The 24,509-nt window shown below is 69.5% G+C and carries 28 protein-coding genes and 1 pseudogene; 12 read left to right on the forward strand and 17 right to left on the reverse strand.

What is annotated here, in order from left to right; genetic code table 11:
• Nucleotides 1-19 precede the first annotated feature (19 nt).
• The 4 genes from kdpC to FB391_RS14690 all read left to right on the forward strand — a co-directional run bounded on the left by kdpC (nt 20) and on the right by FB391_RS14690 (nt 4,980).
• Nucleotides 20-634, forward strand: coding sequence for a potassium-transporting ATPase subunit KdpC (kdpC, locus tag FB391_RS14675; RefSeq protein WP_141895562.1), 615 nt, complete (start codon nt 20-22; stop codon nt 632-634).
• Between the two features lie 178 nt (nt 635-812).
• Nucleotides 813-3,338, forward strand: a complete 2,526-nt coding sequence (locus tag FB391_RS14680; RefSeq protein WP_141895564.1) for a sensor histidine kinase — start codon at nt 813-815, stop codon at nt 3,336-3,338.
• Complete coding sequence (locus tag FB391_RS14685; RefSeq protein WP_141895566.1) at nt 3,335-4,012, forward strand: response regulator; 678 nt, start codon at nt 3,335-3,337, stop codon at nt 4,010-4,012. The genes FB391_RS14680 and FB391_RS14685 overlap by 4 nt, the downstream gene beginning before the upstream one ends.
• Nucleotides 4,012-4,980 (forward strand): DUF389 domain-containing protein, encoded by a 969-nt coding sequence (locus FB391_RS14690; RefSeq protein ID WP_141895567.1) that lies wholly within the window; start codon nt 4,012-4,014, stop codon nt 4,978-4,980. Before FB391_RS14685 ends, FB391_RS14690 begins: the two co-directional genes overlap by 1 nt.
• Before the next feature lie 31 nt (nt 4,981-5,011).
• Here the strand turns inward: FB391_RS14690 and FB391_RS14695 are convergent, their stop codons facing one another.
• The 8 genes from FB391_RS14695 to FB391_RS14730 form a co-directional block, all read right to left on the reverse strand.
• Nucleotides 5,012-5,674 carry a flavin reductase family protein gene (locus tag FB391_RS14695; RefSeq protein ID WP_141895569.1) on the reverse strand — a complete coding sequence of 221 codons (663 nt, stop codon included), beginning with the start codon at nt 5,672-5,674 and terminating at the stop codon, nt 5,012-5,014.
• A gap of 102 nt (nt 5,675-5,776) precedes the next feature.
• A complete protein-coding gene (locus FB391_RS14700; RefSeq protein ID WP_141895571.1) occupies nt 5,777-6,673 on the reverse strand; it encodes a TerC family protein in 897 nt (298 codons plus the stop codon).
• 132 nt (nt 6,674-6,805) lie between these two features.
• On the reverse strand, nt 6,806-7,684 hold the full coding sequence (locus FB391_RS14705; RefSeq protein ID WP_141895573.1) for an alpha/beta fold hydrolase: 879 nt from the start codon (nt 7,682-7,684) through the stop codon (nt 6,806-6,808).
• Nucleotides 7,685-7,703: 19 nt separating this feature from the next.
• Complete coding sequence (locus tag FB391_RS14710) at nt 7,704-8,684, reverse strand: SRPBCC family protein (RefSeq protein ID WP_141895574.1); 981 nt, start codon at nt 8,682-8,684, stop codon at nt 7,704-7,706.
• Nucleotide 8,685: 1 nt separating this feature from the next.
• The gene (locus FB391_RS14715; protein WP_141895576.1) at nt 8,686-9,072 is read right to left on the reverse strand and encodes an ArsR/SmtB family transcription factor; all 387 of its coding nucleotides are present in this window, start codon (nt 9,070-9,072) and stop codon (nt 8,686-8,688) included.
• Nucleotides 9,073-9,193: 121 nt separating this feature from the next.
• Nucleotides 9,194-9,595 (reverse strand): hypothetical protein, encoded by a 402-nt coding sequence (locus tag FB391_RS14720; RefSeq protein ID WP_185843115.1) that lies wholly within the window; start codon nt 9,593-9,595, stop codon nt 9,194-9,196.
• Nucleotides 9,592-10,200, reverse strand: coding sequence for an alpha/beta fold hydrolase (locus tag FB391_RS14725; protein WP_141895580.1), 609 nt, complete (start codon nt 10,198-10,200; stop codon nt 9,592-9,594). The genes FB391_RS14720 and FB391_RS14725 overlap by 4 nt, the downstream gene beginning before the upstream one ends.
• Nucleotides 10,201-10,470: 270 nt before the next feature.
• On the reverse strand, nt 10,471-10,974 hold the full coding sequence (locus FB391_RS14730; RefSeq protein WP_141895582.1) for an SDR family NAD(P)-dependent oxidoreductase: 504 nt from the start codon (nt 10,972-10,974) through the stop codon (nt 10,471-10,473).
• Nucleotides 10,975-11,093: 119 nt separating this feature from the next.
• Here FB391_RS14730 and FB391_RS14735 point away from each other — a divergent pair, with 119 nt between their 5' ends.
• Genes FB391_RS14735 through FB391_RS14740 form a run of 3 tightly spaced genes read left to right on the forward strand, consistent with a single transcriptional unit; the run spans nt 11,094 to nt 12,561 of the window.
• Complete coding sequence (locus FB391_RS14735) at nt 11,094-11,546, forward strand: OsmC family protein (protein ID WP_141895584.1); 453 nt, start codon at nt 11,094-11,096, stop codon at nt 11,544-11,546.
• A complete protein-coding gene (locus FB391_RS19735; protein ID WP_181905825.1) occupies nt 11,543-11,899 on the forward strand; it encodes an amino acid-binding ACT domain-containing protein in 357 nt (118 codons plus the stop codon). Before FB391_RS14735 ends, FB391_RS19735 begins: the two co-directional genes overlap by 4 nt.
• Nucleotides 11,896-12,561: an ArsR/SmtB family transcription factor gene (locus FB391_RS14740; protein WP_116242447.1), complete on the forward strand. Its 666-nt coding sequence runs from the start codon at nt 11,896-11,898 to the stop codon at nt 12,559-12,561. Before FB391_RS19735 ends, FB391_RS14740 begins: the two co-directional genes overlap by 4 nt.
• A 31-nt stretch (nt 12,562-12,592) precedes the next feature.
• Here FB391_RS14740 and FB391_RS14745 read toward each other — a convergent pair whose 3' ends face one another.
• Complete coding sequence (locus tag FB391_RS14745) at nt 12,593-13,456, reverse strand: GNAT family N-acetyltransferase (protein WP_141895586.1); 864 nt, start codon at nt 13,454-13,456, stop codon at nt 12,593-12,595.
• Between the two features lie 41 nt (nt 13,457-13,497).
• Nucleotides 13,498-14,022 (reverse strand): CGNR zinc finger domain-containing protein, encoded by a 525-nt coding sequence (locus FB391_RS14750; RefSeq protein WP_185843117.1) that lies wholly within the window; start codon nt 14,020-14,022, stop codon nt 13,498-13,500.
• 19 nt (nt 14,023-14,041) lie between these two features.
• Between FB391_RS14750 and FB391_RS14755 the strand changes: the two genes are divergently transcribed.
• On the forward strand, nt 14,042-15,310 hold the full coding sequence (locus FB391_RS14755) for an MFS transporter (RefSeq protein WP_141895589.1): 1,269 nt from the start codon (nt 14,042-14,044) through the stop codon (nt 15,308-15,310).
• Here FB391_RS14755 and FB391_RS14760 read toward each other — a convergent pair.
• The 4 genes from FB391_RS14760 to FB391_RS14775 all read right to left on the reverse strand — a co-directional run bounded on the left by FB391_RS14760 (nt 15,216) and on the right by FB391_RS14775 (nt 16,897).
• Nucleotides 15,216-15,536, reverse strand: a complete 321-nt coding sequence (locus FB391_RS14760; RefSeq protein ID WP_116242444.1) for a winged helix-turn-helix domain-containing protein — start codon at nt 15,534-15,536, stop codon at nt 15,216-15,218. The two genes, FB391_RS14755 and FB391_RS14760, sit on opposite strands and share 95 nt — an antisense overlap.
• On the reverse strand, nt 15,533-15,967 hold the full coding sequence (locus FB391_RS14765) for a hypothetical protein (protein WP_116242443.1): 435 nt from the start codon (nt 15,965-15,967) through the stop codon (nt 15,533-15,535). The genes FB391_RS14760 and FB391_RS14765 overlap by 4 nt, the downstream gene beginning before the upstream one ends.
• Before the next feature lie 148 nt (nt 15,968-16,115).
• The gene (locus FB391_RS14770) at nt 16,116-16,406 is read right to left on the reverse strand and encodes a hypothetical protein (RefSeq protein WP_141895591.1); all 291 of its coding nucleotides are present in this window, start codon (nt 16,404-16,406) and stop codon (nt 16,116-16,118) included.
• Between the two features lie 11 nt (nt 16,407-16,417).
• Entirely contained in the window at nt 16,418-16,897 is a 480-nt protein-coding gene (locus tag FB391_RS14775) for a carboxymuconolactone decarboxylase family protein (protein WP_221886311.1), read from the reverse strand.
• Here FB391_RS14775 and FB391_RS14780 point away from each other — a divergent pair.
• Nucleotides 16,882-17,961: a LysR family transcriptional regulator gene (locus FB391_RS14780; RefSeq protein ID WP_141895593.1), complete on the forward strand. Its 1,080-nt coding sequence runs from the start codon at nt 16,882-16,884 to the stop codon at nt 17,959-17,961. The genes FB391_RS14775 and FB391_RS14780 overlap by 16 nt on opposite strands.
• A gap of 1 nt (nt 17,962) precedes the next feature.
• On the opposite strand, the gene FB391_RS14785 is transcribed toward FB391_RS14780, so the two are convergent.
• A complete protein-coding gene (locus tag FB391_RS14785) occupies nt 17,963-18,868 on the reverse strand; it encodes a LysR family transcriptional regulator (protein ID WP_141895594.1) in 906 nt (301 codons plus the stop codon).
• 144 nt (nt 18,869-19,012) lie between these two features.
• Here FB391_RS14785 and FB391_RS14790 point away from each other — a divergent pair, with 144 nt between their 5' ends.
• On the forward strand, nt 19,013-19,426 hold the full coding sequence (locus FB391_RS14790; RefSeq protein ID WP_116242439.1) for a VOC family protein: 414 nt from the start codon (nt 19,013-19,015) through the stop codon (nt 19,424-19,426).
• Nucleotides 19,427-19,495: 69 nt separating this feature from the next.
• Nucleotides 19,496-19,930, forward strand: coding sequence for a YdeI/OmpD-associated family protein (locus FB391_RS14795; protein ID WP_141895596.1), 435 nt, complete (start codon nt 19,496-19,498; stop codon nt 19,928-19,930).
• Here the strand turns inward: FB391_RS14795 and FB391_RS20200 are convergent.
• Nucleotides 19,824-20,766 (reverse strand): annotated as a pseudogene (locus FB391_RS20200) (transposase); the annotation flags it as partial. The gene FB391_RS14795 and the pseudogene FB391_RS20200 sit on opposite strands and share 107 nt — an antisense overlap.
• Nucleotides 20,767-20,919: 153 nt before the next feature.
• Nucleotides 20,920-22,041: a hypothetical protein gene (locus FB391_RS14810; protein ID WP_141895598.1), complete on the reverse strand. Its 1,122-nt coding sequence runs from the start codon at nt 22,039-22,041 to the stop codon at nt 20,920-20,922.
• 106 nt (nt 22,042-22,147) lie between these two features.
• Here FB391_RS14810 and purL point away from each other — a divergent pair, with 106 nt between their 5' ends.
• A complete protein-coding gene (gene purL / locus FB391_RS14815; RefSeq protein WP_185843118.1) occupies nt 22,148-24,496 on the forward strand; it encodes a phosphoribosylformylglycinamidine synthase subunit PurL in 2,349 nt (782 codons plus the stop codon).
• The last annotated feature ends 13 nt before the right edge of the window (nt 24,497-24,509 follow it).

Here is a 24,509-nt window from a genome sequence, read left to right on the forward strand (position 1 = left end):
ACCCCGACAGGAGACAAGAATGTCCACGTCCACCCGCACCACCGTCCGCACCGCCGGCGTCGCCCTGCGCGCGATGATCGTCTTCACCCTCGTGCTCGGCGTCGGCTACACGCTGGTCGTCACCGGCATCGGCCAGCTGGCGCTTCCGTGGCAGGCCAACGGCTCGGCCGTTCACGACAGCGCCGGCGACACCGTCGGCTCGGCCCTCATCGGGCAGTCGTTCGCGGACGCAGAGGGCAACGCGCTGCCCGACTACTTCCAGCCGCGCCCGTCGGCCGCCGGTGCCGGCTACGACGCGGGCGCCTCCAGCGGATCGAACCTCGGACCCGAGAACCCCGACCTCGTGTCGGCGATCGAAGAGCGCCGGGCGGCGATCGCCGAGCGCGAGGGCGTCGACCCGTCGCAGGTGCCCGCCGACGCTGTCACGGCGTCGGGCTCCGGCCTCGACCCTCACATCAGCCCCGCCTACGCCCTGCTGCAGGTCGCTCGGGTCGCCGAGGCGCGCGGACTCGACGCATCCACGGTGCGGACGCTCGTCGAGGAGCACATCCAGCAGCGCGACCTCGGCTTCCTCGGCGAGCCCCGGGTGAACGTGCTGAAGCTCAACCTCGCGCTGGACGAGCTCGGCCGATGAGAGTGGTCGACGTCGCGGCATCCCTTCTTCGCCGCTCCCCTGTCACGATCGACGCGCCCATCGCACGCATCGTGACAGGCGAGCGGCGGGGGAGCATGCTCCGCTGTCGCGAATGGCGGCCGTCGGGCACCAGATGTGACAGGCGAGCGCGGCGACGGCGAGGAACTAAGGTGACCACATGAAGCGCGGCAGGCTGCGGGTGCTGCTGGGCGCCGCGCCAGGCGTCGGGAAGACGTACGAGATGCTCGAAGAGGGCCGTCGCCTGGTCGAGGACGGACGCGACGTGGTGATCGCCGTCGTCGAGACCCACGGGCGCGCCGCCACCGCCGCCCTCACCGAGGGACTCGCCGTGGTGCCGCGCAGGACCGTCAGCCACCGCGGCGTCGAGCTGACCGACATGGACCTGGACGCCGTGCTCGAGCGCGCGCCCGAGATCGCGCTCGTCGACGAGCTCGCGCACACCAATGCGCCCGGCATGCGGCACGCCAAGCGCTGGCAGGACGTGGAGTCGCTGCTCGAGGCGGGCATCGACGTCATCACGACCGTCAACGTCCAGCACATCGAGTCGCTGGGCGGGGTGGTCGAGCAGATCACGGGCGTCGCGCAGCGCGAGACGGTTCCGGATGCCGTCGTCCGGACCGCCGACCAGGTCGAGGTCGTCGACCTGTCGCCGCAGTCGCTGCGCGACCGCCTGTCCGCAGGGCTCGTGTACCCGGCCGAGCGGATCGACGCGGCGCTGTCGAACTACTTCCGGCTCGGCAACCTGACGGCTCTGCGCGAGCTCGCCCTGCTGTGGCTGGCCGACGAGGTCGACAGCGCCCTGAAGTCGTACCGCGCCGAGCACGGCATCGAGGGCACGTGGCAGGCGCGCGAGCGCGTCGTGGTCGCCCTCACCGGCGGATCCGAGGGCGAGACGCTGCTGCGCCGCGGTGCGCGCATCGCCGCGCGCTCGGCCGGCGGCGAGCTGCTCGCCGTGCATGTGTCGACGCAGGACGGTCTGCGCTCGGGCAACCCGAGCGCGCTGGCGGCCCAGCGGGCGCTCGTCGAGTCGCTGGGCGGCACCTACCACCAGGTCGTCGGCGACGACGTTCCCCGGGCGCTCGTCGAGTTCGCGCGGTCGGCGAACGCGACCCAGCTCGTCATCGGCGTCAGCCGCCGCGGCCGGCTGGCGACCGCGCTCACGGGGCCCGGGATCGGCTCGACGGTGGTGCGCGAATCGGGCGACATCGACGTGCACATCGTGACGCACTCCGAGGCCGGCGACCGCTTCACGCTGCCGCGCGTGAGCGGCGGTGCGCTGAGCGTCAAGCGCCGGGTGCTGGGCTTCGTGCTCGCCCTCGTCGGCGGTCCGCTGCTGACGTGGATGCTCGTGTCGCTGCGCAGCGACGAGACGATCACCAGCGACGTGCTCGCCTACCAGCTGCTCGTGGTGCTGGTGGCGCTCGTGGGCGGCATCTGGCCGGCGGTGTTCGCCGCCGTGATGTCGGCGTTCACGCTCAACTACTTCTTCGTCGCCCCGTACTACACGGTCTCGGTCGCCGACCCGCGCAACGTGTGGGCGCTGATCCTCTACGTGCTCATCGCGGTGCTGGTGAGCTTCGTCGTCGACCGTGCCGCCCGGGCGGCACGCGCCGCCCGGCGCTCCGAGGCCGAGGCAGAACTGCTGGCGAACGTCGCCGGCAGCGTTCTGCGCGGCGAGTCGGCCGTGCCCGCGATGGTCAGCCGCACCCGCGAGTCGCTGGGCCTGGCCGGGGTGCGCCTGATTGCTCCCGACGGCGGCGTGATCTCGACGGACGGCGAGCCGGTGCGCGACGGCCGGCACGAGACCGTCGCGATCGGCCGCACGATCGACGGGAGCCCGCGGGCGACGCTCGAACTGCACGGGCACCCGCTGGATGCCTCCGAGCGTCGTCTCGTCGACGCCGTGGCCGCCCAGCTCGCGGCTGCCCTGGAGCACACCGATCTCGCGGCGACCGCGCGCACCGCGGGGGTGCTGGCCGAGACCGATCAGGTGCGCAGCGCCCTGCTTTCGGCGGTGAGCCACGACCTGCGCCGCCCGCTCGCGGCGGCCGTCGCGGCCGTGGGCGGCCTGCGCGCGGCGGGCCCGCAGCTGTCTGATGCGGACCGCGCCGAGCTGGTGACGACCGCCGACGAGTCCCTCACGACGCTGTCGGCGCTCGTCACCGACCTGCTCGACGTGAGCCGGGTCGAGGCGGGAGTTCTCGCCGTCTCGCTCGCCGACGTCGACGGCGCCGGCATCGTGCTGTCGGCCCTCGACGAGCTCGGCGGCGGGCCCGACCGGTTCGAACTGGCTCTCGACCCCGACCTGCCCCCGCTGCGCGCAGACCCCGTGCTGCTGCAGCGGGTGCTGGTCAACGTCATGGCCAACGCCGCACGCCACTCCCCTGCCGGCGCGCGCGTCCGGGTGTCGACGAGCCGGCTCGGCCGCACCGCCGAGATCCGCGTGGTCGATCACGGTGCAGGCGTCTCGCCCGAGCGCCGCGATGACATGTTCACGCCGTTCCAGCGGCTGGGCGACACCGACAACACCGCGGGGCTCGGGCTGGGACTCGCGTTGTCGAAGGGGTTCACCGAGGGCATGGGCGGTACGCTCACCCCCGAGGACACGCCTGGAGGAGGGCTCACGATGGTGGTCGCGCTGCCGGTGGCCGAGTCCGCCCCTCCGGGTGGGGCGGTCGCGTGAAGATCCTGATCGCCGACGACGACCCCCAACTGGTCCGCGCGCTGCGCATCACCCTCGCGGCGCACGGCTACGAGGTGATCGCCGCCCCCGACGGCGTCGCCGCGGTCGCCCTCGCGGCGAAAGAGAGCCCCGACATCGTGATGGTCGACCTCGGGATGCCGCGGCTCGACGGCATCCAGGTCATCGAGGCGCTCCGCGGCTGGAGCGCGGCGCCGATCATCGTCGTGTCAGGTCGCACCGGCTCGGCCGACAAGGTCGAGGCGCTGGATGCCGGCGCCGACGACTACGTCAGCAAGCCGTTCCAGATCGACGAGCTGCTCGCGCGGCTGCGGGCGCTGTCGCGGCGCACGGGCGCGGCATCCACCGCTCCCGTGGTGCGCTTCGCAGACGTCGTGATCGACCTGTCGACCAAGACGGTCACGCGCGCCGGCGACCGCGTGCACCTGACGCCGACCGAGTGGCGCATCCTGGAGTTCCTCGCACGCAACCCCGGGTCGCTCGTCACCCGCCAGGCGCTGCTGAAAGACATCTGGGGCACCGAGCAGGTCGCCGACACCGGGTATCTGCGCCTGTACATGTCGCAGCTGCGCAAGAAGCTCGAGGCCGACCCCGGGCATCCCGTGCATCTGCTGACCGAGTCGGGCATGGGCTACCGCCTGGTCGTCGACGCCTGATGCTCACCGTCCGCGTCACCGCGCCGCATGAACTGGCCACGCAGCTGTGCGAGCGCCTCCGCGACGAGCCCACCGTCAGCGATGTCGTCCACCTGCCCACGGCCGGCGCGGGCGGCGGCCAGGGCGACGTCATCCTGTTCGAGCTCGCACGCGAGAACGCCAACAACGTCATGCGCATGCTTCGGCACGCGGGCGTGCCCGCGCACGGATCGATCGTGGTGAGCGAGCCGATCGCGGTGGTGTCGGATGCCGCGGCCGCCGCCGAACGGGCGGCACCGGGTCATCCCGCCGACGGCGTGCTGTGGGCGCAGCTCGCCGACCGCTCGCGCGAGGACGCGAGACCGTCGTGGAGCTTCTTCGCGTTCCTGCTGCTGGCGACGCTCATCGCGGGCATCGGACGCCTGCTCGACCAGCCGATCCTCATCATCGGGGCGATGGTGGTGGGCCCCGAGTTCGCCCCTCTCGCCGCCATCTGCTACGCCGTGGTGCGGCGCAAGCACGGCATCGCGGGTATGGCGTCCGTGACGCTCTTCGGCGGCTTCGCGCTGTGCGCGGCGATCGCGTGGGGCGTCTGGACGATCGTGTACGCGTTCGGGCTCTTCACGTTCGAGCAGGCGACGACGGGCCCGTTCACCGAGTTCATCATCGCGCCCGACGTGTGGTCGTTCGTGATCGCGCTGCTGGCCGGCATCGCCGGCGTGCTGTCGCTCACGACCTCGAAGTCGTCGGCGCTGGTCGGCGTGTTCATCTCCATCACGACGGTGCCCGCCGTCGGGACGATCGGCCTCACGCTCGCCGTCGGCGCATGGGACGAGGCGTACAGCGCACTGCTGCAGCTGCTCGTCAACCTCGCCGGCCTGTTCGTCGCCGGCATCGACACGCTGTTCGTGCAGCTGCACCTCGGCCGCCACATCGGATCCGGGCTGGAGGCCCGGCGGGCGCGCCGGGCCGGTGCCGAGAGCGCCTGACGCGGCGTCTCGCCGATGCCCGGCATCCCCGTCACCCTCGGTACCACTCCTCGTCGATGGTCGACAGCCGCGACGGGTGGGCCTCATCGCCCAGCCCGAAGAAGCGCTGGAAGCTCAGCAGCAGCGGCCGCCAGCGCCGCGGGTCGATCCGGTTCGCGTGACCGGCGAGCCGCAGCGACTCGCGCACGTGCACGCGCGTGATGCCCACCTCGACGGCGAGGATGCTCGCGTCGGCCACCGACGGCGCGCCGCCCAGGGGGTGAAGCGCCGTGACGCGGCCCTCCAGATGCACCGGAAGCTCGGCGATGCGCGGCGGCGTCACGGTCTCGGAGGCGGCCGGGCGCACACCCGCCTCGGCGAACTTGTCGGCGACGTGGCGGTAGCCCGCGGCGGCCTTTCGCGGCGACACCGGTGACCTGCCCGTCGTGAGCGCGAGCCGGTCGACGATGTCGACTTCGGCGGCAGAAGGCAGGTTGATCACGACCTCGCCGGTCGCGATCAGGTTGCGGCCGGTCTGGCTCCGCGCGCCGACGCCGATGACCGCCGTCTGGCCGAGCCACCACACCGACGAGTTGGGCGCGAGGTTCGGGTGCCCGTCCTCGTCGACCGTCGACAGCAGCGACACCGGCGTGCCGAAGTACAGGATCGCGGGCGAGATCGCGACGTGGGGATCGAGCGGAGTGACAGTGCCCATGGGAGCCGCCTTTCGTGGTTCCCTGTCAGTCTCGAACGCACCCCGCGTCCGGTCCGGCGGGAATCGGACGCCGCGTCGCCGCGGGATCCGCCCGCCGGATGCTCAGCCCAGGCCGTGGCGCTCGTCGGTGGCGGGTGCAGCATCCCCGTCGACAGGCCGCGACGACAGGCCGACCGAACCGGAGTGCGGGTCGTTCGACAGCGCGGCGGTGACCGCGACCGACTCGTCCACGCCCGGGTACTGCGGGCGCAGCTGGACGGGGCTGCGGCGGCGCTGCTCGCGCTTCGCCTTCGCCGCCGCCGCCCACAGGTTCAGCGCCTCGACGAAGATCGCGAACGCCATCGGGCCGTAGATGAAGGCCTTGTCGATGTGGAAGCCGAAGCCCTCGGCGATGAGGAACACGCCGATCAGCAGGAGGAACGACAGCGCCAGCATCTTCACCGTGGGGTGCTTGTTGACGAACGCGAAGATGTAGCGCGACGCGAAGAGCATGATCCCGAACGAGAGCACGACGACCGTGATGATCACGACGAGGTTCTCGGTCATGCCGACGGCAGTGATGACGGAGTCGAGCGAGAACACCAGGTCGAGCACCAGGATCTGCGCGATCACCGAGCCGAACGTCACCGCCTTGCGGCCGCCGCCGTGCTCCTCTTCGGAGCCCTCGAGCTTGTGGTGGATCTCGGTCACAGCCTTGTAGACGAGGAACAGGCCGCCCGCGATGAGGATGATGTCCTTCCATGAGAAGCCCATCTCCCCGATGAAGAAGACGTCCTCCTTCAGCGTGACGATCCAGCCCGCGAAGAGCACGAGGACGACGCGCATCAGCATCGCCAGGGTGAGGCCGAGGTTGCGGGCTTTGGCCTGCTGCTCCTTGGGCAGCTTGGACGCGAGGATCGAGATGAAGATGACGTTGTCGACGCCGAGCACGACCTCGAGCACGAACAGCGTCAGGAACACGGCGATCAGATCGGGCGTGAAAGCGAAGGAGAAGTCCACGCCGCCATCGTAGGCGGCGGGCTCCGGCTCTCCCCCGCTGCGACGGGGTGCGACGCGCCGACGCGCACGAACGCCCCTCCACCCCGCGGGCGGCGGAGCGAAGGGGCGTTCGTGGTGCTGTCGTGCGGCGTCTCAGCCCAGCACGTCGCGGAGCCGGGCGGCGAACCCCGCCGGGTCGCCGGGGCTCCCCGGCTGCTCGGTGAATCCGCCGTGATGGCTGGGGAAGTCCGCCGTCGGCACGCCGAGCGCCGCGGCGACCGAGCGGGCTCCCCGTGCCGCGAACGTGTCGCCGGACTCGACGCCGGCCGCGATGACCAGGCGGTCCCCGAAGGCGCGCAGCGCGTCGACGTCGATCCGGTAGTCGATCGTCGCCGGCATGTTCCGCAGCAGCGGGTTCGTCCGGCTGCCGTCGTCGACGGCCGACATGCCGAACATCGCGGGGTCGGGAGCGGGCCGCTGGAGGTAGTCGTCGGGCACCGGCCCGTCGAACATCACGAACATGATGAACTTCGCCATCGCGGCGCCGTCGCCCTCTTCGGCGTAGGTGCGCTTCATGTCGGTCACGACCGCCATGACCTCCTCGCGGTCGGGCAGCCCGGCCGCGAGCGGCGGCTCGTGCGCCACGGCGATCCGCACGTCCTCCGGGTGCGTGGCGAGCAGCGCGAGCAGGTTCACGGCGCCGCCGCTCGTGCCGAAGGCATCGACCGGGCCGGTGCCCAGTGCCTCGATGACACGATGCAGGTCGGCGGCGTGCTGCTCGACGCTGATGTCGCTCGTGCCGACCGGGTTGCGGCCGGCTCCGCGCGGGTCGTAGGTCACGACGGGGCGATCCGTGAAGTACCCGGCGAGCTGGGCCAGCCCGGTGGCGTCCATGGGTGCGGCGAAGAGGAACAGCGCGGGCCGGTTCTCGGTCGCCGTGGCGAGGTCGCCGTGGACGTCGTAGACGATGGCGTCGTCGTCGGCACCCACGACATGGCGGGTGACGGTGCGTTCTGTGATGTTCTCGGTCATGTCGTCTTCGTCTCTCCGGTCAGACACCGGCGAGCGCGCCCTCCAGGCGCGCGTAGCTGGCCTCCATGCCGTCGGTCATGCCGGTGGCGAGCACGATGTCGCGGGTCTGCGCGTCGGGGTACTCGATCAGGAGCGTGATGAGCGTGGCGCCGTCCTCTTCGTAGAGGCTCAGATCGTTGAGCGTCGCCGGGTAGTCGGTGCCGGTCATGTGCTCGGTGGTCACCGCCCGGTGCGGGGCGTCGATGACGAGCGTCTCGCCGTCGAAGCCGAACGTCTCGTCCTCGGTGCCCTCCAGCGGCTGCCACTGGTAGCGGTAATGCCCGCCGACGCGGGGGTCGACCTCGCACACCGACATGCGCCAGCCGTCGGGTCCGAGCAGCCACTGCTGCAGCAGCTCGGACTCGTGGTGAGCCCGCCACACGAGGTCGATCGGACCCTCGATGAGGCGCGTGATGCGCACGTGCTGGTCGTCGAGGATCTCGGTCCGCGTGCCCTTGCCCTGCGCGTAGGCGCGCAGCCCCTCCAGGACGCGGTCGAGCTGGTTCATCGCCATGGTGGCGCCCTGCACCGCGCCCATCGCCACGACCTGCTCGAGCGCCTCGGCCGACGCGAAGTGCGTGACGTTGCGCAGTCGCGATCCGCCGTCGGTCGTCTCGAAGCCGAACACCATGCGCGACTGCGGCATGTCGGCCAACGGCGTGCCGTCCTCGTCGGCGAAGGCGTCGAGGACCTCGAAGCTGCGCGGCGCGTCGACGCCGAGGAACTCCCACGAGCCGTACGAGCGCTCGCCCCGCGGTCCGGTCATGCGGTAGACCGCACGGCCACCCGGTTCCAGGTCGAACGACGTGAAGGTCGCGGGCCAGCCGGGAGGGCCCCAGAACTGCTCCAGCTGGCGCGGATCTGTGAACGCCTGCCACAGCCGTTCCACGGGTGCGGCGAAGTCGGCGGTCAGCGTCATGGTGAGCGCTTCGGGGTCGGTGGTGACGTCCGTGACGGGCATCTCAATCTCCTTCGTTCCTGATGTTGTCGTCGTCGTGGATGCCGGCATCCTGAGCCGGCTCGGAAAGCAGCGCATCGAGCCGGTCGATGCGGGCGCGCCACAGCTCCTCGTAGCGCGAGAGCAGCGCGCGGGCGCGCGCGATCATCGTCGGATCCGCCCGGACGAGCCGTTCGCGTCCTTCGGCGCGCTTGATGATGAGCCCCGCGGCCTCGAGCACGGTGACATGCTTCTGGACGGCCGCAAACGACATGTCGTAGTCGCGGGCGAGCGCCGAGACCGAGTGCTCGCCGGCGATGGTCCGTCGCAGGATGTCGCGCCGGGTCGCTGCGGCGAGCGCGTGGAACACGCGGTCGATCTCGTCATCGCTGAGCTCATTTCGTACAACCATTTGGTTGTACGTTACGACGGCGCGCGGCATCCGTCAACCCCTCCTCTTCTTGTCGGGAACGGTTAGTCGCTGCATCGACGCTCTTTACGTTGCACACAAGAGCATGCGGTCGCCCTCAGATTCACGCCCCGGAGTGCGGCAGCAGGAGGGCCGCAAGACTCACGACGAACTTGCCCTGCTCCTCGAACATGCACAGATGAGCGGAGTTCTCGAACCACACGACATCCTTCGACGGCGCAGTCACGCTCTCGATCCATCGCGCAACCGGAGCTGTGGGCGTCGTGTAGTCGTGACGGCCGAGGAACTGCACGATGGGCACGTCGAACGAGGTCATCTCGCGCCCGTCGAAACCGAGCAACTGCGGAACGACCTGGGGCATGGTCACCTGCTGCCCCGTGACGATCAGCTGCAGCTCGTCAGCCGTGTAATAGGGAGAGAGTTCCTGCGATTCGGTGAAGTACGCGAAGTCGGAGCGGTGCGCAGACAGCCCGCCGTAATACTGCGCCCACCTTCGGCAGGTCACGATCCGGTCGATGGTGAGCGGGTTCGGACCCGGGTAGTCGCCGAGCGCGCGCAGCTGCGCGATGGCCTCCTCGTTCTCGTCGGCCAAGGCGCTGCGCAGCGCGAACTGAAAGCTCTCGACCTCGTTCTCCGCCCGCAGATCACCTGACTCGCGGCGGCATAGGCCCAGAGCAGGTCCGGGCGGCGGTGCGCCAGCGTCACCCCGATGATCGTCCCCCAGCTGTGGCCGAGCACGCCGACCTTCGCCACGCCGAGCTCTTTCTGCAGCCACTCGATCAGCTCGACGAGGTCGTCGACGTAGCGGTCGATCGTGAGGTCGAGATCGTCGGATGCTGTGCGCGCCGACTTTCCGCTCGCACGCTGGTCGTAGTTGACGACAGTGAAATAGTCTTCGACGCCTCGCTGCCAGATCCACGATGAGGGCAGGGAGGGGAGCGCAGGGCCTCCGTGGCAGACGATGAGGATCGGATTGTCCGCGTTCCGCCCGCGAATCGAGACGAACTGCTCCACGCCGCCCAACTCGACGAACGCCGTGCGATCGATCGCTTCGGGATTGGGGATGCGGCAGAGGTCTGCGATCACTGCACGGCCGGTCTCGTCAGTCATATCCTCACCTTCACATTCGGAACTTGGCGACGCGCGTCGACACCACGGCACCCACCCGAATCGAAGCCGGATGCGCGAGCGCAGAAGGGTCGCGAGGGGAGTCGCTCATCGAGCCTGCGCAAGCTCCACCGCGGCATAGCCGAACTGCTTGCGGGTCAGCGCGTCGAGAGCGCGATCGGGAAGGAGCGTGGCCAGGGCCACGGCGACGTTCGCACCGGGGCCGATGCGATACCGCGTCCTGGGCTTACGCGTCAGCGCCGCCTTGACGATCTAAGCGGCCACAGCATCCACAGACGCCATCTGTCGCGCCAGCGCGGGACTGGCGAAGTATGCACGCATGGCGGCGGCCATCCCCGAGTACGGTCCTGTGGCCGACGACGCCTCCAGGTGTCCCACCGCCGTCTCGTGCCAGTCCGTAGCCACGTAAGTGGGCTGGACGAGCGTCACGTCGATGCCGAACTGCCCGACCTCGCCGCGCAGCGAGTCCGAGATCGCCTCGAGCGCGAACTTCGAGGCGTGATACCAGCCACCCAGCGGCGACGCGAACTCGCCAGCCAAGGATGACACGTTCACGATGCGCCCGGATCGCGCTTCGCGCATGCCGGGGAGCACGGCTTGGATGAGCCCGACGGCGCCCAGCACGTTGACCTCCAGCTGCTGTCGCGCCTCGGCGAGCGTCGTCTCCTCGACGCTGCCGAATTCGCCGTAGCCGGCGCAGTTGACGAGCACATCGATCGTTCCCGCCTGCGCGGTCGACGCAGTACTGCGCGGCATCCGCTGAACTCATCAGCCTTCAGAAGCCCTGGGGTCGGCGCCGGGTCCACGTGACCAGCTGTCGCATCATGCCGCATGTTTCGTCCCCGACCGAAACGTTCCGCCTTTAGCCTGGCTGCATGACCGTTCACCAGTACAGCACCGCTCTCTCGTGGGAGGGCAGCACAGGCGCGGGGTACCGCGCATATGGGCGAGCGCACGACATGCAGGTCGCCGACGAGATCTTGACGCTCAGCGCCGACCCAGCGTTCCGCGGCGACGCATCACTGCCCAACCCCGAGCAGCTGCTGCTCGCTGCGGCGAGCTCGTGTCTGCTGCTCTCGTTCCTCGCGGTCGCAGCCCAGGCCGGCGTCGACGTGGTTCGCTACGACGACGCCGCAACCGCGTTCATGCCGATGGACGAGCAGCCCGCGCGCATCACGCGCGTCGAGCTGGCACCGAAGATCACGGTGCGCGGTGCCGAAGCGACGCGCGTGGTCAAGCTGCTCCATGAGGCGCACGCCGGGTGCTACATCGCCAACTCGCTGACAGCGGAGGGGACCATCGCGCCGACCGTGGAGGTGCTGTCGTGAACGATCTCGCCATCACCGTCAGCGATGTCGCCGGCGACGTCAGCCGGATCGGCGCTGTTCTGGGAGCGGCCGGCGTGGGCCTCGAAGGTGGGGGCGTCTGGGCCGGTCAGGCTCACTATCTTGTCGCCGAGGGCGCCGTCGCGGTCGCCGCACTGGAGGCCGCAGGCATCAATGCGACAACGGCACCCGCGCTCGTGGTGCCGCTGCGCGCGGACGTACCGGGAGAGATGGGACGCATGATGTCGGCGCTGCAGGCTGCCGGCATCCACGTCGAGGCGCAGTACAGCGATCACGACAATCGCAAGGTGTTCGTGGTCGACGACATCGAGCGGGCGCGGACTGTGCTGCGATGAGCGCCCCGTCGCTCGAGCAGCTGGCGCAGGCGCTCGCAGAACCCCGCCGGTTGCAGATCCTGCAGGAGCTGCTCGGCGGCGTCCCGCTCCCCGTCGGCGCTCTCGCTGCTCGCCTCGGGATCGCCCCGTCGACGACGACCGCACACGTGGCCAGGCTGCTCGAGGCGGAACTGCTTGCGGTCGAGCAGCAGGGGCGCACGCGCCTGGTCCGCATCGCCGACCCGGCGGTGGCAGAGGCGGTGGAGGCCATTCTGCGTCTGACCGGCGAACCGCCGGTGTCGTCGTGGGCGGCGAGTGATCGCCGCGCGGCGATGCGCCGCGCCCGCTCCTGTTACGACCACCTGGCAGGCGACCTCGGCATCGCCGTCGCCGACCGGCTGGTGGAGCAGGGACTGCTCGATGAGGGCCTCGGCTCGGCACGCGGCACGGTCGATGACATCGCGGCGGGCATCGGCCTGCCCCTCGCTGTCGCGGATTCGTCGCGCCCGCTTGTTCGCGGGTGCCTGGACTGGACGGCCCGCCGACCGCATGTCGCGGGTCGCCTGGGTGCGGCGCTGCTCGAGTCGATGCTGACCGCAGGCTGGGTGACGCGCCGATCCGAGGACCGGTCGCTACGGATCACCCCCGTCGGGGCAGAGTGCCTGGAGAAGCTTCAGCTCTGATCCTCTGCGGACGGCCGACGATGCGGTCGGTTCACGGCGAGATCCCGAACCCCGACGATTGCAGCGCCGCGAGAGCGGTCTGCACTCGCTCCTCGGGGACGAGAACCAGGTCGGCGAGGTAGGTCGAGGCGACGAAGACGGGTACGCCCGCTCGCGCCAGTGGAGCCAGCGCGGCGACGAGCAGTCCCGGCTCGTCCAGGCCGTGATCCGGGTCTGCGTCGTACAGTGCGATCCACCGCTCCTTCGACCCGGAGTCCGGTGCCGGGAGAATGGCAGTGAGTCCATCTGGTGCACGGACGAGCGCGACCCAATCCCCGCCGGGAACGTCGGCGTCGGCGTGCTGCTCCAGCACCAGTGCGCCGTCGAGCACCCGCAACTGCCGCGCTCCTCGCACGCGGGCTGCGGTCGTCGTCGCGCTGAACGCCACCCGCGCAAGGCCCGGGCCGTCGTAGTCGTGAATGACCTCGCTCGCGGAGAATCCGAGACGCTGATGGAACGCCTGCGACCCGGTGTTCTCGGGGCTGGTCACGCTGCGCACGACGTGTCGCCCGTTCGCCGTGGCCACGTCGAGGAATGCACGGTAGAGCGCACGCCCCACACCCTGCCCCTGCCGGACGGGGTCGACGCCGACGAAGTGGATGTACGCGGCATGCGGATCGGTCTGCGACAGGAATCCCACGAGGAAGGCGGCGAGTTCCCCCTTCCCGTCCTCGACCACGAAACTGGTGGTCGTGAAGTGCTGGAAGTAGAGCCGTGGGAGGAGCAGCGCGCGCTCCCGCGCTCCGTCGTCGCCCTTGAGGTTCGCCCACCACTTGTCCAGAACTGCCAGCACCCGCGGGTGATCCTCCGGCACGGGGTGGCGGGCGGTCAGGTCCGGGGGAAGGCCTGCGATCACGACCTCATTGTGCCATCGATGATCTGCGCTCTGGACAGGCATCAGCTGCGAGTGCGATGCGCGTGCACGCGGGCTCGTGTGGAGCACGTCGTCGAGCAGTACCTGCGAGGGCGGCCGGGACTGCTAACCGGATACACGTTCGCGCAGCCCGGGGCGCGGCAGACGCCCAGGGGCGGCTGCTGCGCGTCGGAGACGGTGATGGCCAACGCCATCGCCGACGAGGCGAGGAACCATTCACCCCAGTCGGCGTCGTCGTCGGCATCGATGTGCAGGTGCCACGGGCTGCCGTCGTGGGCGGTGAGCCGTGGAGGGCGGCATGTCGCGAGGATGTCGTTCAGCACGTCGCACACCCGGTCGAGCGATTCTTCCGCTGCGATGGCGCGCAGCCGTTGCGCAGCCTGGCTCAGCGCCGCGACCTGATCTTCCGAGAGTTCCTCGGTCCGTTCTCCGTACTGGGCGAGCGTGGCACGGATCGCCGACGGGCCGCCGTCGACCGCATTGAGCACGGCCGCGCAACGCCGCACCGCATGCGCTGCTCCCGCCTTGAATCCCTGCACAGCCACCATCCTAAGTAACGTATTAGACATGCTATACCGTTACTCCGCCATCCTGGTTCCCGTGGGGGCACTCGTGTCGCGCGTGGGCGACGACATGGCAGGCACTGCGATCCTGCTCTTCGCTTACGCCGGCTCGGCCCAGGGCGACAGTGCGACCGTGTTCGGCTTGCTTTCCGTCGCCGCCGCTGTGGGCGGTCCCGTGTTCGGCGTCTGGATGGACCGGGCCCACTCGCCGGCGCCCCTGACGCTGTCGCTGATCGCGTTCACCGGCGGCCTGGTGGCGATCGGCTTCTGTCTGCTCCATGGGCGCGGCCCACTGGCCATGGTGATCGCGGTGCTCGCCGGTTTGTTCGCTCCTGCCGTGGCGGGCGGATGGTCCGCATCGCTGACCACGGATGACCCGACGCGCCGACGAAGGCTGGCGCTGTTCGACGCGAGCTCGTACAGCATCGCTGGACTCCTAGGTCCGCTCCTGGCAGGACTGGCCTACGTTGCAGGCGGGCCGGCCGCCCCCCTGATCGTCACGGTCGGCCTGCTTCTGGTCGGCAGTGCGTGCGCACCCTGGACTCGCGGCCCGGCACCGGCACGCACCCCGCGTCGTGGCGGCGTAAGCATCCGCGTCAGTCCGCTGGCTGACCTTCGGAGTGGGTTCGGCGCGATCACGCAGCGACCCCGCCTGCGCTGGGCCACCGCGTCGTCGTGCATCGCCTTCTTCGGCTTCGGGATGTTCCTCGTCCTGGTCCCCGCGATCAGCACCGCCCGGTTCGGCACACCCGCGGCGGCCGGTGCGATCCTCGCGGTGCTTACGGGATTCGCGCTCATCGCGAACGCGGTGCTGGCTCGCGGCCGGGGCCTCGAGCGCCCCGGCACCGCGCTGACGCGCGCCACCGCGACGGTCGGCGCAGGCATCCTCCTGATCCTCATCCCGTCCCCGGTGGCAGCTCTGCTCGCGGCGGCGGTCATCGGAGCGGGGGACGGACCGCAGCTCGCGGCTCTGCTGCACATCCGCCACCTCGAAGCGCCCGCCGGGCTGCGCACGCAGATCTTCACCACCGGGGCCAGCCTGAAGATCACCGCATCCGGACTCGGCGCGCTGGCCGCGGGCCCGCTCTCGCACGACGGACTGACCGCGCCTCTGGTCGTGGCGGCCGCTGCGCACCTGGTCTCCGCCGGGGTCGCGCGCCTCGCGGGTCGAGCGCTGACTATTCGCCAGAGTCCAGCGGGAGCACGGGCGCGTCCACGATCTCACGCAGCGCCGCGATGTAGGCGTCGAACGCTGCCCGTCCCTCCTCCGTGAGCGAGTACCAGGTGCGGGGGCGACGTCCGGCATACCCCTTCGTCACCTCCACATACCCGGCCGCCTCCAACGCGGCGAGGTGTTTGGACAGGAGGGAATCGCTAACCTCCACGGTGTCGCGCAGCAGCCCGAAGTGGACGGCATCCGCGTGGCGCAGCGCCGACATGACCGAGAGGCGCACCGGCGAGTGGATCAGGTCGTCGAGGCGGTGACGCGGATGCGTCATGCGCGGGCCACCCGCCACGCGAGGTACAGGAAGGGCAGCGCCGGCAGGAGCCCGGTGAGCACGACCCAGCCAGAGAATCCCGCGGGAAGCAGGCGGTTCAGCAACAGAGTCACGACCATGAGTGCGGCGCTGATGAACACCACGCGGTTCGACACCGCGACAGCCGCCGTCGGGATGGTGCGCCCGCTCCACGCAAGGAGGGCGAGGATCGCGCCCACAACTAGGAGGCCCGGGATGATCAGGTCGGCGAGGCGGTCTGGCCACGAAGCCAGGGCGATGCTGAATGCGGCCAGCGCCACCGCCATCACGAGCGTGCCGGCGATGTACCACCCGCGACGCGAGCGGATGCGACGGGCCGCCGCATCCGCTGAACTGAGGGCCTCGGCCGCAGCCGATGGCGAGGGCCCGGTGTTGTCTTCGGATGTCGACATGTTGCCTCCTAATCGGGAACGGTGTCTGCGGACGATGTTGTTGCTTGCAAGCAAAGCATGTACTTGACGAACATTCAAGTACTTTCCGCATCCGCGACAACGCGTCGATGCCCCGATCAGCTCGGGGCACCGGCGCGGGTGTGTCGCGTCACCGCCGGTCGAGAACCTCTCCGTCGAGCACAGAGTGATCCGCGGTCAGGCTCAGGGTTGCTCCGACCAGAGGGATGCTTGCTGCGACCTGCGAGGCGCGCTGCATGTCTTCCGCCGATTCCCAACGCCAGATGTCGAGGTAGGAGCCGTCGTCCAGCTTGATCAGCGTCGCCTCAGCGAAGGTGGGATTCGCGGACCGGATGCCGTCGATCAGGTTCGTGCGGTGTTCGAGCATCGTGGCCAGGCTGCCCGTCTCGACGGTGTATCGGTGAGTTCGTACAGTTGCCATGGTCGTGCCTTTCAGTTCCAGGAGCGGCCGGCCAGCTGGCGCGTGGTCGCGTTGAGGCGGTTGAAGAGGTTGGTCGTCGCGATGTACAGGATCAATGCGGCCAGCTGACGCTCGTCGAAGAAACTCGCTGCATCGTTCCAGACCTCGTCGGACACGGCATCCGGTCGATCGGCCAACCGGGTGGCGCTCTCGGCCAGTGCCAGTGCGGCGCGCTCCTCGTCGGTGAAGTACGGTGTCTCGCGCCAGGCGACCACCGCATGCAGGCGCTCGTCGGTCTCGCCTGCCTGCTTGGCCGACTTCACGCCGGAGTCGACGCAGGGGCTGCAGCCGTTGATCTGGCTCACCCGCAGGTGTACCAGCTCGAGCGTCGAGTGCGCCAGGTCCGTCTGCCGTGAGGCCTTCATGAGCGCGAAGATCGCACCTGAGGCGCCGTCGAGGAGGGCGACCGGATTGGTCATCCGCGGGCTCGTCGGGAGTGTCGTCGTGGTCATTTCTTCTCTCCTTGCGGTGGGGTTGTTCTCCATGTGCCCAGCCTCGCGATTCGCCCGAACGCGAACAATGTCCAGGCGCGAAACGCCCCTTGCGCCCGGAGTTAACGATCGGAAGGATGCTGTGGATGGAGCTGCGCGACATCGAGATCTTTCTGACCCTCGCCGAGGAGCTGCATTTCGGTCGCACAGCGGAGAGGCTGTTCATCTCGCCGCCGCGGGTCAGCCAGTCGATCGCGAAGCAGGAGAAGCGGATCGGTGCTCCGCTGTTCGAACGCACCAGCCGCAAGGTGGCCCTGACCCCACTCGGTGTGCAGCTGCGGGACGACCTCGAAGCCGGCTATCGACGCATCCTCGACGGTGTTGAAGCGGCGAAGAGCTCCGCGCTCGGCGGGCCAGATGCGCTCACGTTCGGGGTGATGGGGCCGATGTGGCAGGATCTGGCACCGATCACCGCCCTCTTCCGAAGTCGCTTCCCACACGTCGACATACGCCTCCGTGAGATCCGGATCGACGATCCGTTCACACCGATACGGAACGGCGATGTGGACATCGCACTCCTGTGGCTTCCGGTCCACGAGCCCGACCTCGAGGTCGCCGTGGAGGCGTTCATCGAACCCGTCGTCGCGATGGTCGCGCCGGCGCACGAGCTCGCCGCCCGAGCGCCTGTGTCTCTGGCTGAGCTGTCGGCGTACGACGTTCTGCCCTCCGGTCTGCCCGTGCCGGACTATTGGGAGGCTGCCGTGTCTCCGGGCGGTCATGCGTCGTCGCAGACGAAGCGCCGAGTGCGCACTCGTGAGGAGGTTCTCTGGTCCATCGCCGAGGACGACGGCGCCGTGGCTTTTGCTTGCGGTCAGGGACTCAAGTACTACGACCGCGGCGCGGCCGTCTACATCCCGATCGAAGAGCGCCCCGTGCTGAGATGGGGAATGGTGCAACGTGTCGGACCGGCTGGCCGCTGGACCCGCGAGCTCGTCGGCATCGCGCGCGAGATCGGCCCCATCCAGCTCTCGCTCGAGCTCGAGCTCGACGCGTGGTGGTTGCGCCGTCTCGAGCTCATGAGCTGAATCAACGTCGTTCTCGCCCCTCGGGGGTGGGCCCAAGATCTGCGACAGTCCGGGCGAAAGCGCGGATCAGGCTGTTCTCGGCGGCTGTGCGCCAGACGAGCGCGTAGGTGAGCCGGGGCAGGTCCGGGATCGGCACCCATCGGATCTGGGGCAGGGACCAGTAGTGGGCGACGTGAGCCGGGAACGGATGGATGATCTCGCCCGTGCTGACGAGTTGCAGCAGCTCGTCAGCGTTGGTGACGGACTCGACGCGTTCTATCGCTCTTCCGCTCGGCGTGTGGAAGGGCAGGTAGCCGTTCTCCCACGCCTCCGGCATGCCGGGCACCTTGATATGGGCGAAGTCCGCCAGCTCCTCGACGGAAACCGACGGCCTGCCGGCAAGCTCGTGGTCGACGGACACCGCGAGAACCCGGGAGTCGGTGAACAGGGCGGGACCGATCGTCAGATCGGCCTCTTCGACGGGGAGCCAGGTGACCAGCACGTCGATCTCGCCTCTGCGAAGGCTGCCGAACGGGTCGTTGAACGACGCGTGACGCACCTGCAGGTCGTATCGCGGGTGGCGCCGGGCGAACTCGTCCCAGTAGCCGTGCAGGGCGGGAATGTTGTACGGCATCAGCCCGACTCGCAGTCGGGCGTCGATGCCGCGAGCAGACAGCTTCGCGCGTTCCAGGCTGTTCTGCAGCGCGTCATGAACAGGGATGAGGTCGTCACGCAGCCGGGCGCCGACGGGCGTGAGGCGGACATCTCGGCGGTTCGAGCGATCGAACAGGCTTCCGCCGATCTGCATCTCGAGCTGGGCGATCACCTGACTGACCCGCGCCTGCGAGACGTGCAGTCGCTCCGCGGTGCGGCCGAAGTGCAATTCCTCGGCGAGGGTGAGGAAGATCTCGATGTCTCGAAGCTCCACTGCGTTGCCTCCGTGCTGGCCGTCCGATCCTATCCCTCCTGTCATAAGCATGACTGATGGATCGGTCGGGACATCTCCCGTTGATGAGGCGCCGCGGCTCTCGCAGGCTGGAATCGATCACCTCACACAAACAGGGAGTACAGCATGAAAGCACACGTCAGCTCGATTCTTCTCGGCGTCCAGGACATGGATCGGGCCAAGAAGTTCTACACCGAAGGACTCGGCTGGAAGATCCAGAGCGACTTCGGCATCTCGGTGTTCTTCGAATCCGACGGCGCCTCACCGGTCGGCTTCTACGGACGCGACGGACTCGCCGCACAGGTGGGCACGAGCCCGGAAGGCAGCGGATTCAGCGGCGTCGTACTGACCTACGTCGTCCGCAGCCAGAACCGCGTCGATGAGATCCTGGCAGAGGCGCAGGCGGCAGGCGCGACCGTTCTGACACCCGCCGGCGCCCTGCCGTGGGGCGGATACGGCGCCACATTCGCCGATCCGGACGGCTACATCTGGAGCCTGGGTTACAGCGACCACGCGCCGGACCAGCCATACGCCGAGTGACAGCGCACCGGCATCCGAGACCGTGCCAGCGGCATCGCCCCGGATGCCGGTCGCGAGCAGGGAGAGATCATGAAGTTCCTGGCCGTGGTCGAGCCGCCCGAGCCCATGCGCGGACTGGAGGTGCCGCCCGGTGTGGTCGAAGCGCTCGGCGGGGGAGCTCGCCCCGCCGTGACGATCAGGATCAACGATCATTCGTGGCGGAGCCGGGTCGCGATCATGCGCGGCCGCCATCTGATCGGGCTCAGCAACGCCAACCGCCGGGCCGTCGGCGTGGCGATAGGCGACCAGGTCGAGGTCGAACTGACGCTCGACACCGAACCGCGCATCGTCGTTGAACCGGACGATCTCGCAGCCGCCCTCGATGTCGATCAGGATGCCCGCGCGGCCTACGACGCTCTCACGTCCAGCCGCAGGCGCGAGGTCGTGCGCTCCGTCGAGAGCGCGAAGAGACCAGAGACTCGGCGGCGACGCATCGAGCACGCCATCGCCGCGCTACGCGGCTGATGCTGCATACTCCGATCCGCGGCGTCATTACCGGTCCTTCATGAACCGCGCGGTAGATCGCATTGCGGATGCCGTTCGCCTGGTCGGACGTGAGGGTGCGATCGATCGGCCGCAGAACGATCCGCAGCAGCAGATTGACCTGGCCCTCCTGTGTTCCGAGCCTCGCCCTGGCGGCATCGGGAAGGTCCTCGTGAGCGGTGCGGCCGAGCATCTCGACCGACTCGATGACGTCGGCCTCGTCGCCGAGGGCGGTGCGGATGCGGTCGCCCAGAGTCTCCTCGTCTTCGGCGGCGTCGAGCACGACGGAGATGTCGCGTCGGGTGGCCGGCAGAGGAGAGACGTGCTGCCACGGATCCAGGGTGAGCATCTGCGAGGCGATGCGCGGATCCTCGGCGCGGAGGTAGCGGATGTCGGGGATGCCCTTGCGCAGCATCAGCGCGTTCCAGACCCATGCCGATCGTCAAGGCGTCGGCGGCGACGAACGTGAACGGGCCGGCGTCACCGAGCGGACGGTGCCGGAACTGTTCGACGGGCTCGTCGAGGTCCGCCGCCATCCGCGACACCTGGGACTTGGACAACGAATGGATCCCGAGGGTCTTGACGAGCTTGTCCATGCGCCGGGTGGAGACGCCGGCGAGGTAGCAGTCCGCGACCACAGTGATCAGCGCGGACTCGGCCCGTTTGCGGCGCTCGAGCAGCCATTCCGGGAAGTAGGTCCCCTGGCGGAGCTTCGGGATCGCGACATCGATGGTGCCGACGCCCGATGAAGGTACCTCTAGAGAAACAGCGCTCGTCGATTCCCGATCGCGATAGCTGCTGCCTGCTCGCTCGAGCGCAACGTGGACAAAGAGTCCGACAGGCCTCGGGAAAGTGTCACGACAAAGTTGCGCCGTTCCCGCGAGATTTGGCGAACCTCGCGACATTCAGTGTCATCTGACCGCGTTCCCGACACTTCTCAGGGACTGATGGATGCCGCCCCCTGGGCCGGCTCAGGGCTGAGGCCACCCCGAACCGGCCTCGACCGCCGGAACGATGCCGCCGTTCGGCCCGAAGTTCGTGTCGCGGACCGACGGGTCCTTCGGATCCGGCTCGGTGAGCACGATCTTGAGGATCTCCGCGGTGAGCCGATTGCCGGCGGGGTCGTCGGTGAGGATGATCGTGCGGCGGGGGTTGAGGTCCACTCCGGTCAGATCGGGGCCGACCTTGGGATCGCCGCTCACGGGCTTCGTCGTCGTGTTCAGCCTGACGATGACGCGCTCCATGTCCTCGGCCGTGAGGGGCACCACGACACTCCCCTCGTCTCCCGTGGTGAGCGAGGTGGGCGTGCCGCCGTCGGGCTTATCGGGCTTCTTCTCGGGCGAGAACATGTCCTTCACGCCCTGCCACAGCGCCTTCATGGTGTCGGCGCCGCCGTTGCGGTCCGTGCCGAACGCGGGGGTGTCGACGGGCTTGCCGTCGTCTTCGCCGACCCCACCGTCGGCGCCCGCGCTGATCCACCCCAGCGCGATGCCCCCGACACGCTTCTGCACGGGCTGGTCGCCGTCGCGCACCGGCCTGCCGTCCTTGTCGAGGTGCATGCCCACCGCGCCGGCGGCCTGGTCGAGCACGACGCCCGTGCCGAGGTCGAGCCCGTACTGCTCGAGCAGCGTGCCCGCCACGCCCATGCGCTCGAGCGCCGACGTGCGTCCCGCGAGGGCGCTTGCGGCATCCCGGATCAGCGGCGTCCCGTCGGGCAGCGTCTCGGGCAGCACGATCACCTCCGAGAACCCGAGCTCGAAGCTCGGGAGCGCGCCCTTGCCGATGACCGCGGTCAGCTCGTCGACCGCGGGGGCGCTCGACCACTCCTGCGGACTCGTGCCGGCGACCTCCTCGTCGATGTCGGCGATGCCGTCGCCGTCGCTGTCCGCCAGCAGCGCCGTGTAGGCGAGACAGACGCCCTCGCTCGTGCACACCATCGGGTGCAGCACCAGCTTCTCGCCGTCCTCGGCGCGTGCGGGCGCGGCCACCGCCCCCGCGATCGCGAGCCCCGCGACGGTCGCGGCGATGATCGGCGCGCGGTGCCTCGCTCCGGTGCGTCGGCTGTTCTGGTGCGGACTGCGTTCCCCGGCCATGATCTCTCCTTCGCCTTCGCGCGGTGCGCGCTGATGGACAGGAGGCCGGGGACCGACCGCGCGATACACCCGCCTAGAATGGAAGGCGTCCGGCGCCCCTCGATTCATGGAGTTCAGCCGCGTGACCACTCCCGCTCCCACCTCAGTCGCCGATACCGTCGAGAACGCCGTCGCCACCCCCGACAAGGAGCAGCCGTACGCGGCGCTCGGTCTCAAGGACGACGAGTACGCGAAGATCCGCGAGATCCTCGGCCGCCGCCCCACGTCCGGCGAGCTGGCGATGTACTCCGTCATGTGGTCGGAGCACTGCTCGTACAAGTCGTCGAAGATCTATCTCCGCAAGTTCGGCGAGAAGGTCTCGGACGAGATGAAGGAACGGCTCATGGTCGGCATGGGCCAGAACGCCGGCGTCGTCGACATCGGCGAGGGCTGGGCCGTCACCTTCAAGGTCGAGTCGCACAACCACCCCAGCTACATCGAGCCGTTCCAGGGCGCCGCGACCGGCGTCGGCGGCATCGTGCGCGACATCATCTCGATGGGCGCGCGTCCGGTGGCCGTCATGGACCAGCTGCGCTTCGGCGACATCGCCGACCCCGACACCGCCCGCGTCGTGCACGGCGTCGTGAGCGGCATCAGCTTCTACGGCAACTGCCTGGGCCTGCCCAACATCGGCGGCGAGACGGTGTTCGACGCGGTCTACCAGGGCAATCCGCTCGTCAACGCCCTCGCCGTGGGCGTTCTGCGCCATGAGGACCTCAAGCTCGCCAACGCCACCGGCGCCGGCAACAAGGTCGTGCTGTTCGGCGCCCGCACCGGCGGCGACGGCATCGGCGGCGCATCCATTCTCGCGTCCGACACGTTCTCGGAGGGCGGTCCCACCAAGCGCCCCGCCGTGCAGGTCGGCGACCCGTTCGCCGAGAAGGTGCTCATCGAGTGCTGCCTCGAGCTGTACAAGGACGAGCTCGTCGAGGCCATCCAGGACCTCGGCGCCGCAGGCATCTCGTGCGCGACGAGCGAGCTGGCCGCCAACGGCGGCTCGGGCATGCGCGTCGACCTCGAGAACGTGCTGCTGCGCGACCCCACGCTCACGCCGGAGGAGATCCTCATGAGCGAGAGCCAGGAGCGCATGATGGCGATCGTCGCGCCCGAGAAGCTCGACGCGTTCCTGGCCGTCGTGAACAAGTGGGACGTCGAGACGAGCGTGCTCGGCGAGGTGACCGGCGACGGCCGCCTGCAGATCTTCTGGCACGGCGAAGAGATCGTAAACGTCGACCCGTCCACGGTCGCCGTCGACGGCCCGGTCTACGAGCGCCCGGTGGCGTACCCGGCCTGGATCGACGCACTGCGCGACGACTCGGCCTCGGCGCTCCCCCGCGCCACCGACGCCGAAACCCTGCGCGAGCAGTTCACCCGGCTGGTCGCGAGCCCGAACCTCGCCGACACGTCGTGGATCACCAACCAGTACGACTACTACGTCATGGGCAACACGGCGCTGTCGTTCCCGGACGACGCCGGCATGATCCGCGTCGACGAGCACTCCGGTCTGGGCTTCTCGATCGCGACGGACTGCAACGGCCGCTACTGCCAGCTCGACCCGTACCAGGGCGCGAAGCTGGCGCTGGCCGAGGCGTACCGCAACGTCGCCGTCTCGGGCGCGGTGCCCACCGCCGTCACCGACTGCCTCAACTTCGGCTCGCCCGAGAACCCCGAGGTCATGTGGCAGTTCTCACAGGCCGTCGACGGCCTGTCGGACGGATGCCTCGAACTCGGCGTGCCCGTCACCGGCGGGAACGTCTCGTTCTACAACCAGACCGGCGACCAGCCGATCTTCCCGACCCCGGTCGTGGGCGTCCTCGGCATCATCGACGACGTCGCCCGCCGCATCCCGTCGGGCTGGCAGGACGCCGGCGAGAACATCTACCTGCTCGGCGTCACCTCGACCGAGTTGTCGGGCTCGCAGTGGGCCGGCACGATCCACGGCCACCTCGGCGGTCGTCCGCCGGCGGTGGACCTCTCGAACGAGAAGAAGCTCGCCGAGCTGCTGCATGCCGCCGGCCAGCAGTCACTCGTGTCGTCCGCGCACGACCTCTCGTCGGGCGGTCTCGCGCAGGCCCTCGCCGAGTCGGTCATGCGCTTCGGCATCGGCGCGCGCGTCTGGCTCGACGAGATCCAGGAGCGCGACGGAGTGGATGCCGCCACCGCCCTGTTCTCGGAGTCCACCGGCCGCGTCATCGTGAGCGTGCCCCGTGAGGACGACGTCAAGTTCCGCGGCCTGTGCGAGGGCCGGGGCTACCCGGTGCTGCGCATCGGCGTGACCGACCCCGCGGCGGACGGCGACGAGCCGGCGCTCGAGGTGCAGGGCCTGTTCACCGTGCCGCTCGCCGAGCTGCGCGGCTTGTCGACGTCGACGCTGCCGGACGCCTTCGGCGCGACGGTCGTCGAGCCCGCGGCCTGAGCCTGCGGGTGCC

Source organism: Microbacterium kyungheense, from assembly GCF_006783905.1.
Lineage (GTDB): Bacteria > Actinomycetota > Actinomycetes > Actinomycetales > Microbacteriaceae > Microbacterium > Microbacterium kyungheense.

Bases quoted from the DNA above. Each gene is read 5' to 3' on its own strand.
- kdpC (WP_141895562.1), top strand. From the start codon at position 20: ATGTCCACGTCCACCCGCACCACCGTCCGCACCGCCGGCGTCGCCCTG.
- FB391_RS14680 (WP_141895564.1), top strand. From the start codon at position 813: ATGAAGCGCGGCAGGCTGCGGGTGCTGCTGGGCGCCGCGCCAGGCGTC.
- FB391_RS14690 (WP_141895567.1), top strand. From the start codon at position 4,012: ATGCTCACCGTCCGCGTCACCGCGCCGCATGAACTGGCCACGCAGCTG.
- FB391_RS14695 (WP_141895569.1), bottom strand. From the start codon at position 5,674: ATGGGCACTGTCACTCCGCTCGATCCCCACGTCGCGATCTCGCCCGCG.
- FB391_RS14705 (WP_141895573.1), bottom strand. From the start codon at position 7,684: ATGACCGAGAACATCACAGAACGCACCGTCACCCGCCATGTCGTGGGT.
- FB391_RS14710 (WP_141895574.1), bottom strand. From the start codon at position 8,684: ATGCCCGTCACGGACGTCACCACCGACCCCGAAGCGCTCACCATGACG.
- FB391_RS14715 (WP_141895576.1), bottom strand. From the start codon at position 9,072: ATGGTTGTACGAAATGAGCTCAGCGATGACGAGATCGACCGCGTGTTC.
- FB391_RS14725 (WP_141895580.1), bottom strand. From the start codon at position 10,200: ATGACTGACGAGACCGGCCGTGCAGTGATCGCAGACCTCTGCCGCATC.
- FB391_RS14730 (WP_141895582.1), bottom strand. From the start codon at position 10,974: ATGCCGCGCAGTACTGCGTCGACCGCGCAGGCGGGAACGATCGATGTG.
- FB391_RS14735 (WP_141895584.1), top strand. From the start codon at position 11,094: ATGACCGTTCACCAGTACAGCACCGCTCTCTCGTGGGAGGGCAGCACA.
- FB391_RS14740 (WP_116242447.1), top strand. From the start codon at position 11,896: ATGAGCGCCCCGTCGCTCGAGCAGCTGGCGCAGGCGCTCGCAGAACCC.
- FB391_RS14750 (WP_185843117.1), bottom strand. From the start codon at position 14,022: ATGGTGGCTGTGCAGGGATTCAAGGCGGGAGCAGCGCATGCGGTGCGG.
- FB391_RS14755 (WP_141895589.1), top strand. From the start codon at position 14,042: ATGCTATACCGTTACTCCGCCATCCTGGTTCCCGTGGGGGCACTCGTG.
- FB391_RS14760 (WP_116242444.1), bottom strand. From the start codon at position 15,536: ATGACGCATCCGCGTCACCGCCTCGACGACCTGATCCACTCGCCGGTG.
- FB391_RS14765 (WP_116242443.1), bottom strand. From the start codon at position 15,967: ATGTCGACATCCGAAGACAACACCGGGCCCTCGCCATCGGCTGCGGCC.
- FB391_RS14770 (WP_141895591.1), bottom strand. From the start codon at position 16,406: ATGGCAACTGTACGAACTCACCGATACACCGTCGAGACGGGCAGCCTG.
- FB391_RS14775 (WP_221886311.1), bottom strand. From the start codon at position 16,897: ATGACCACGACGACACTCCCGACGAGCCCGCGGATGACCAATCCGGTC.
- FB391_RS14790 (WP_116242439.1), top strand. From the start codon at position 19,013: ATGAAAGCACACGTCAGCTCGATTCTTCTCGGCGTCCAGGACATGGAT.
- FB391_RS14795 (WP_141895596.1), top strand. From the start codon at position 19,496: ATGAAGTTCCTGGCCGTGGTCGAGCCGCCCGAGCCCATGCGCGGACTG.
- FB391_RS14810 (WP_141895598.1), bottom strand. From the start codon at position 22,041: ATGGCCGGGGAACGCAGTCCGCACCAGAACAGCCGACGCACCGGAGCG.
- purL (WP_185843118.1), top strand. From the start codon at position 22,148: ATGGAGTTCAGCCGCGTGACCACTCCCGCTCCCACCTCAGTCGCCGAT.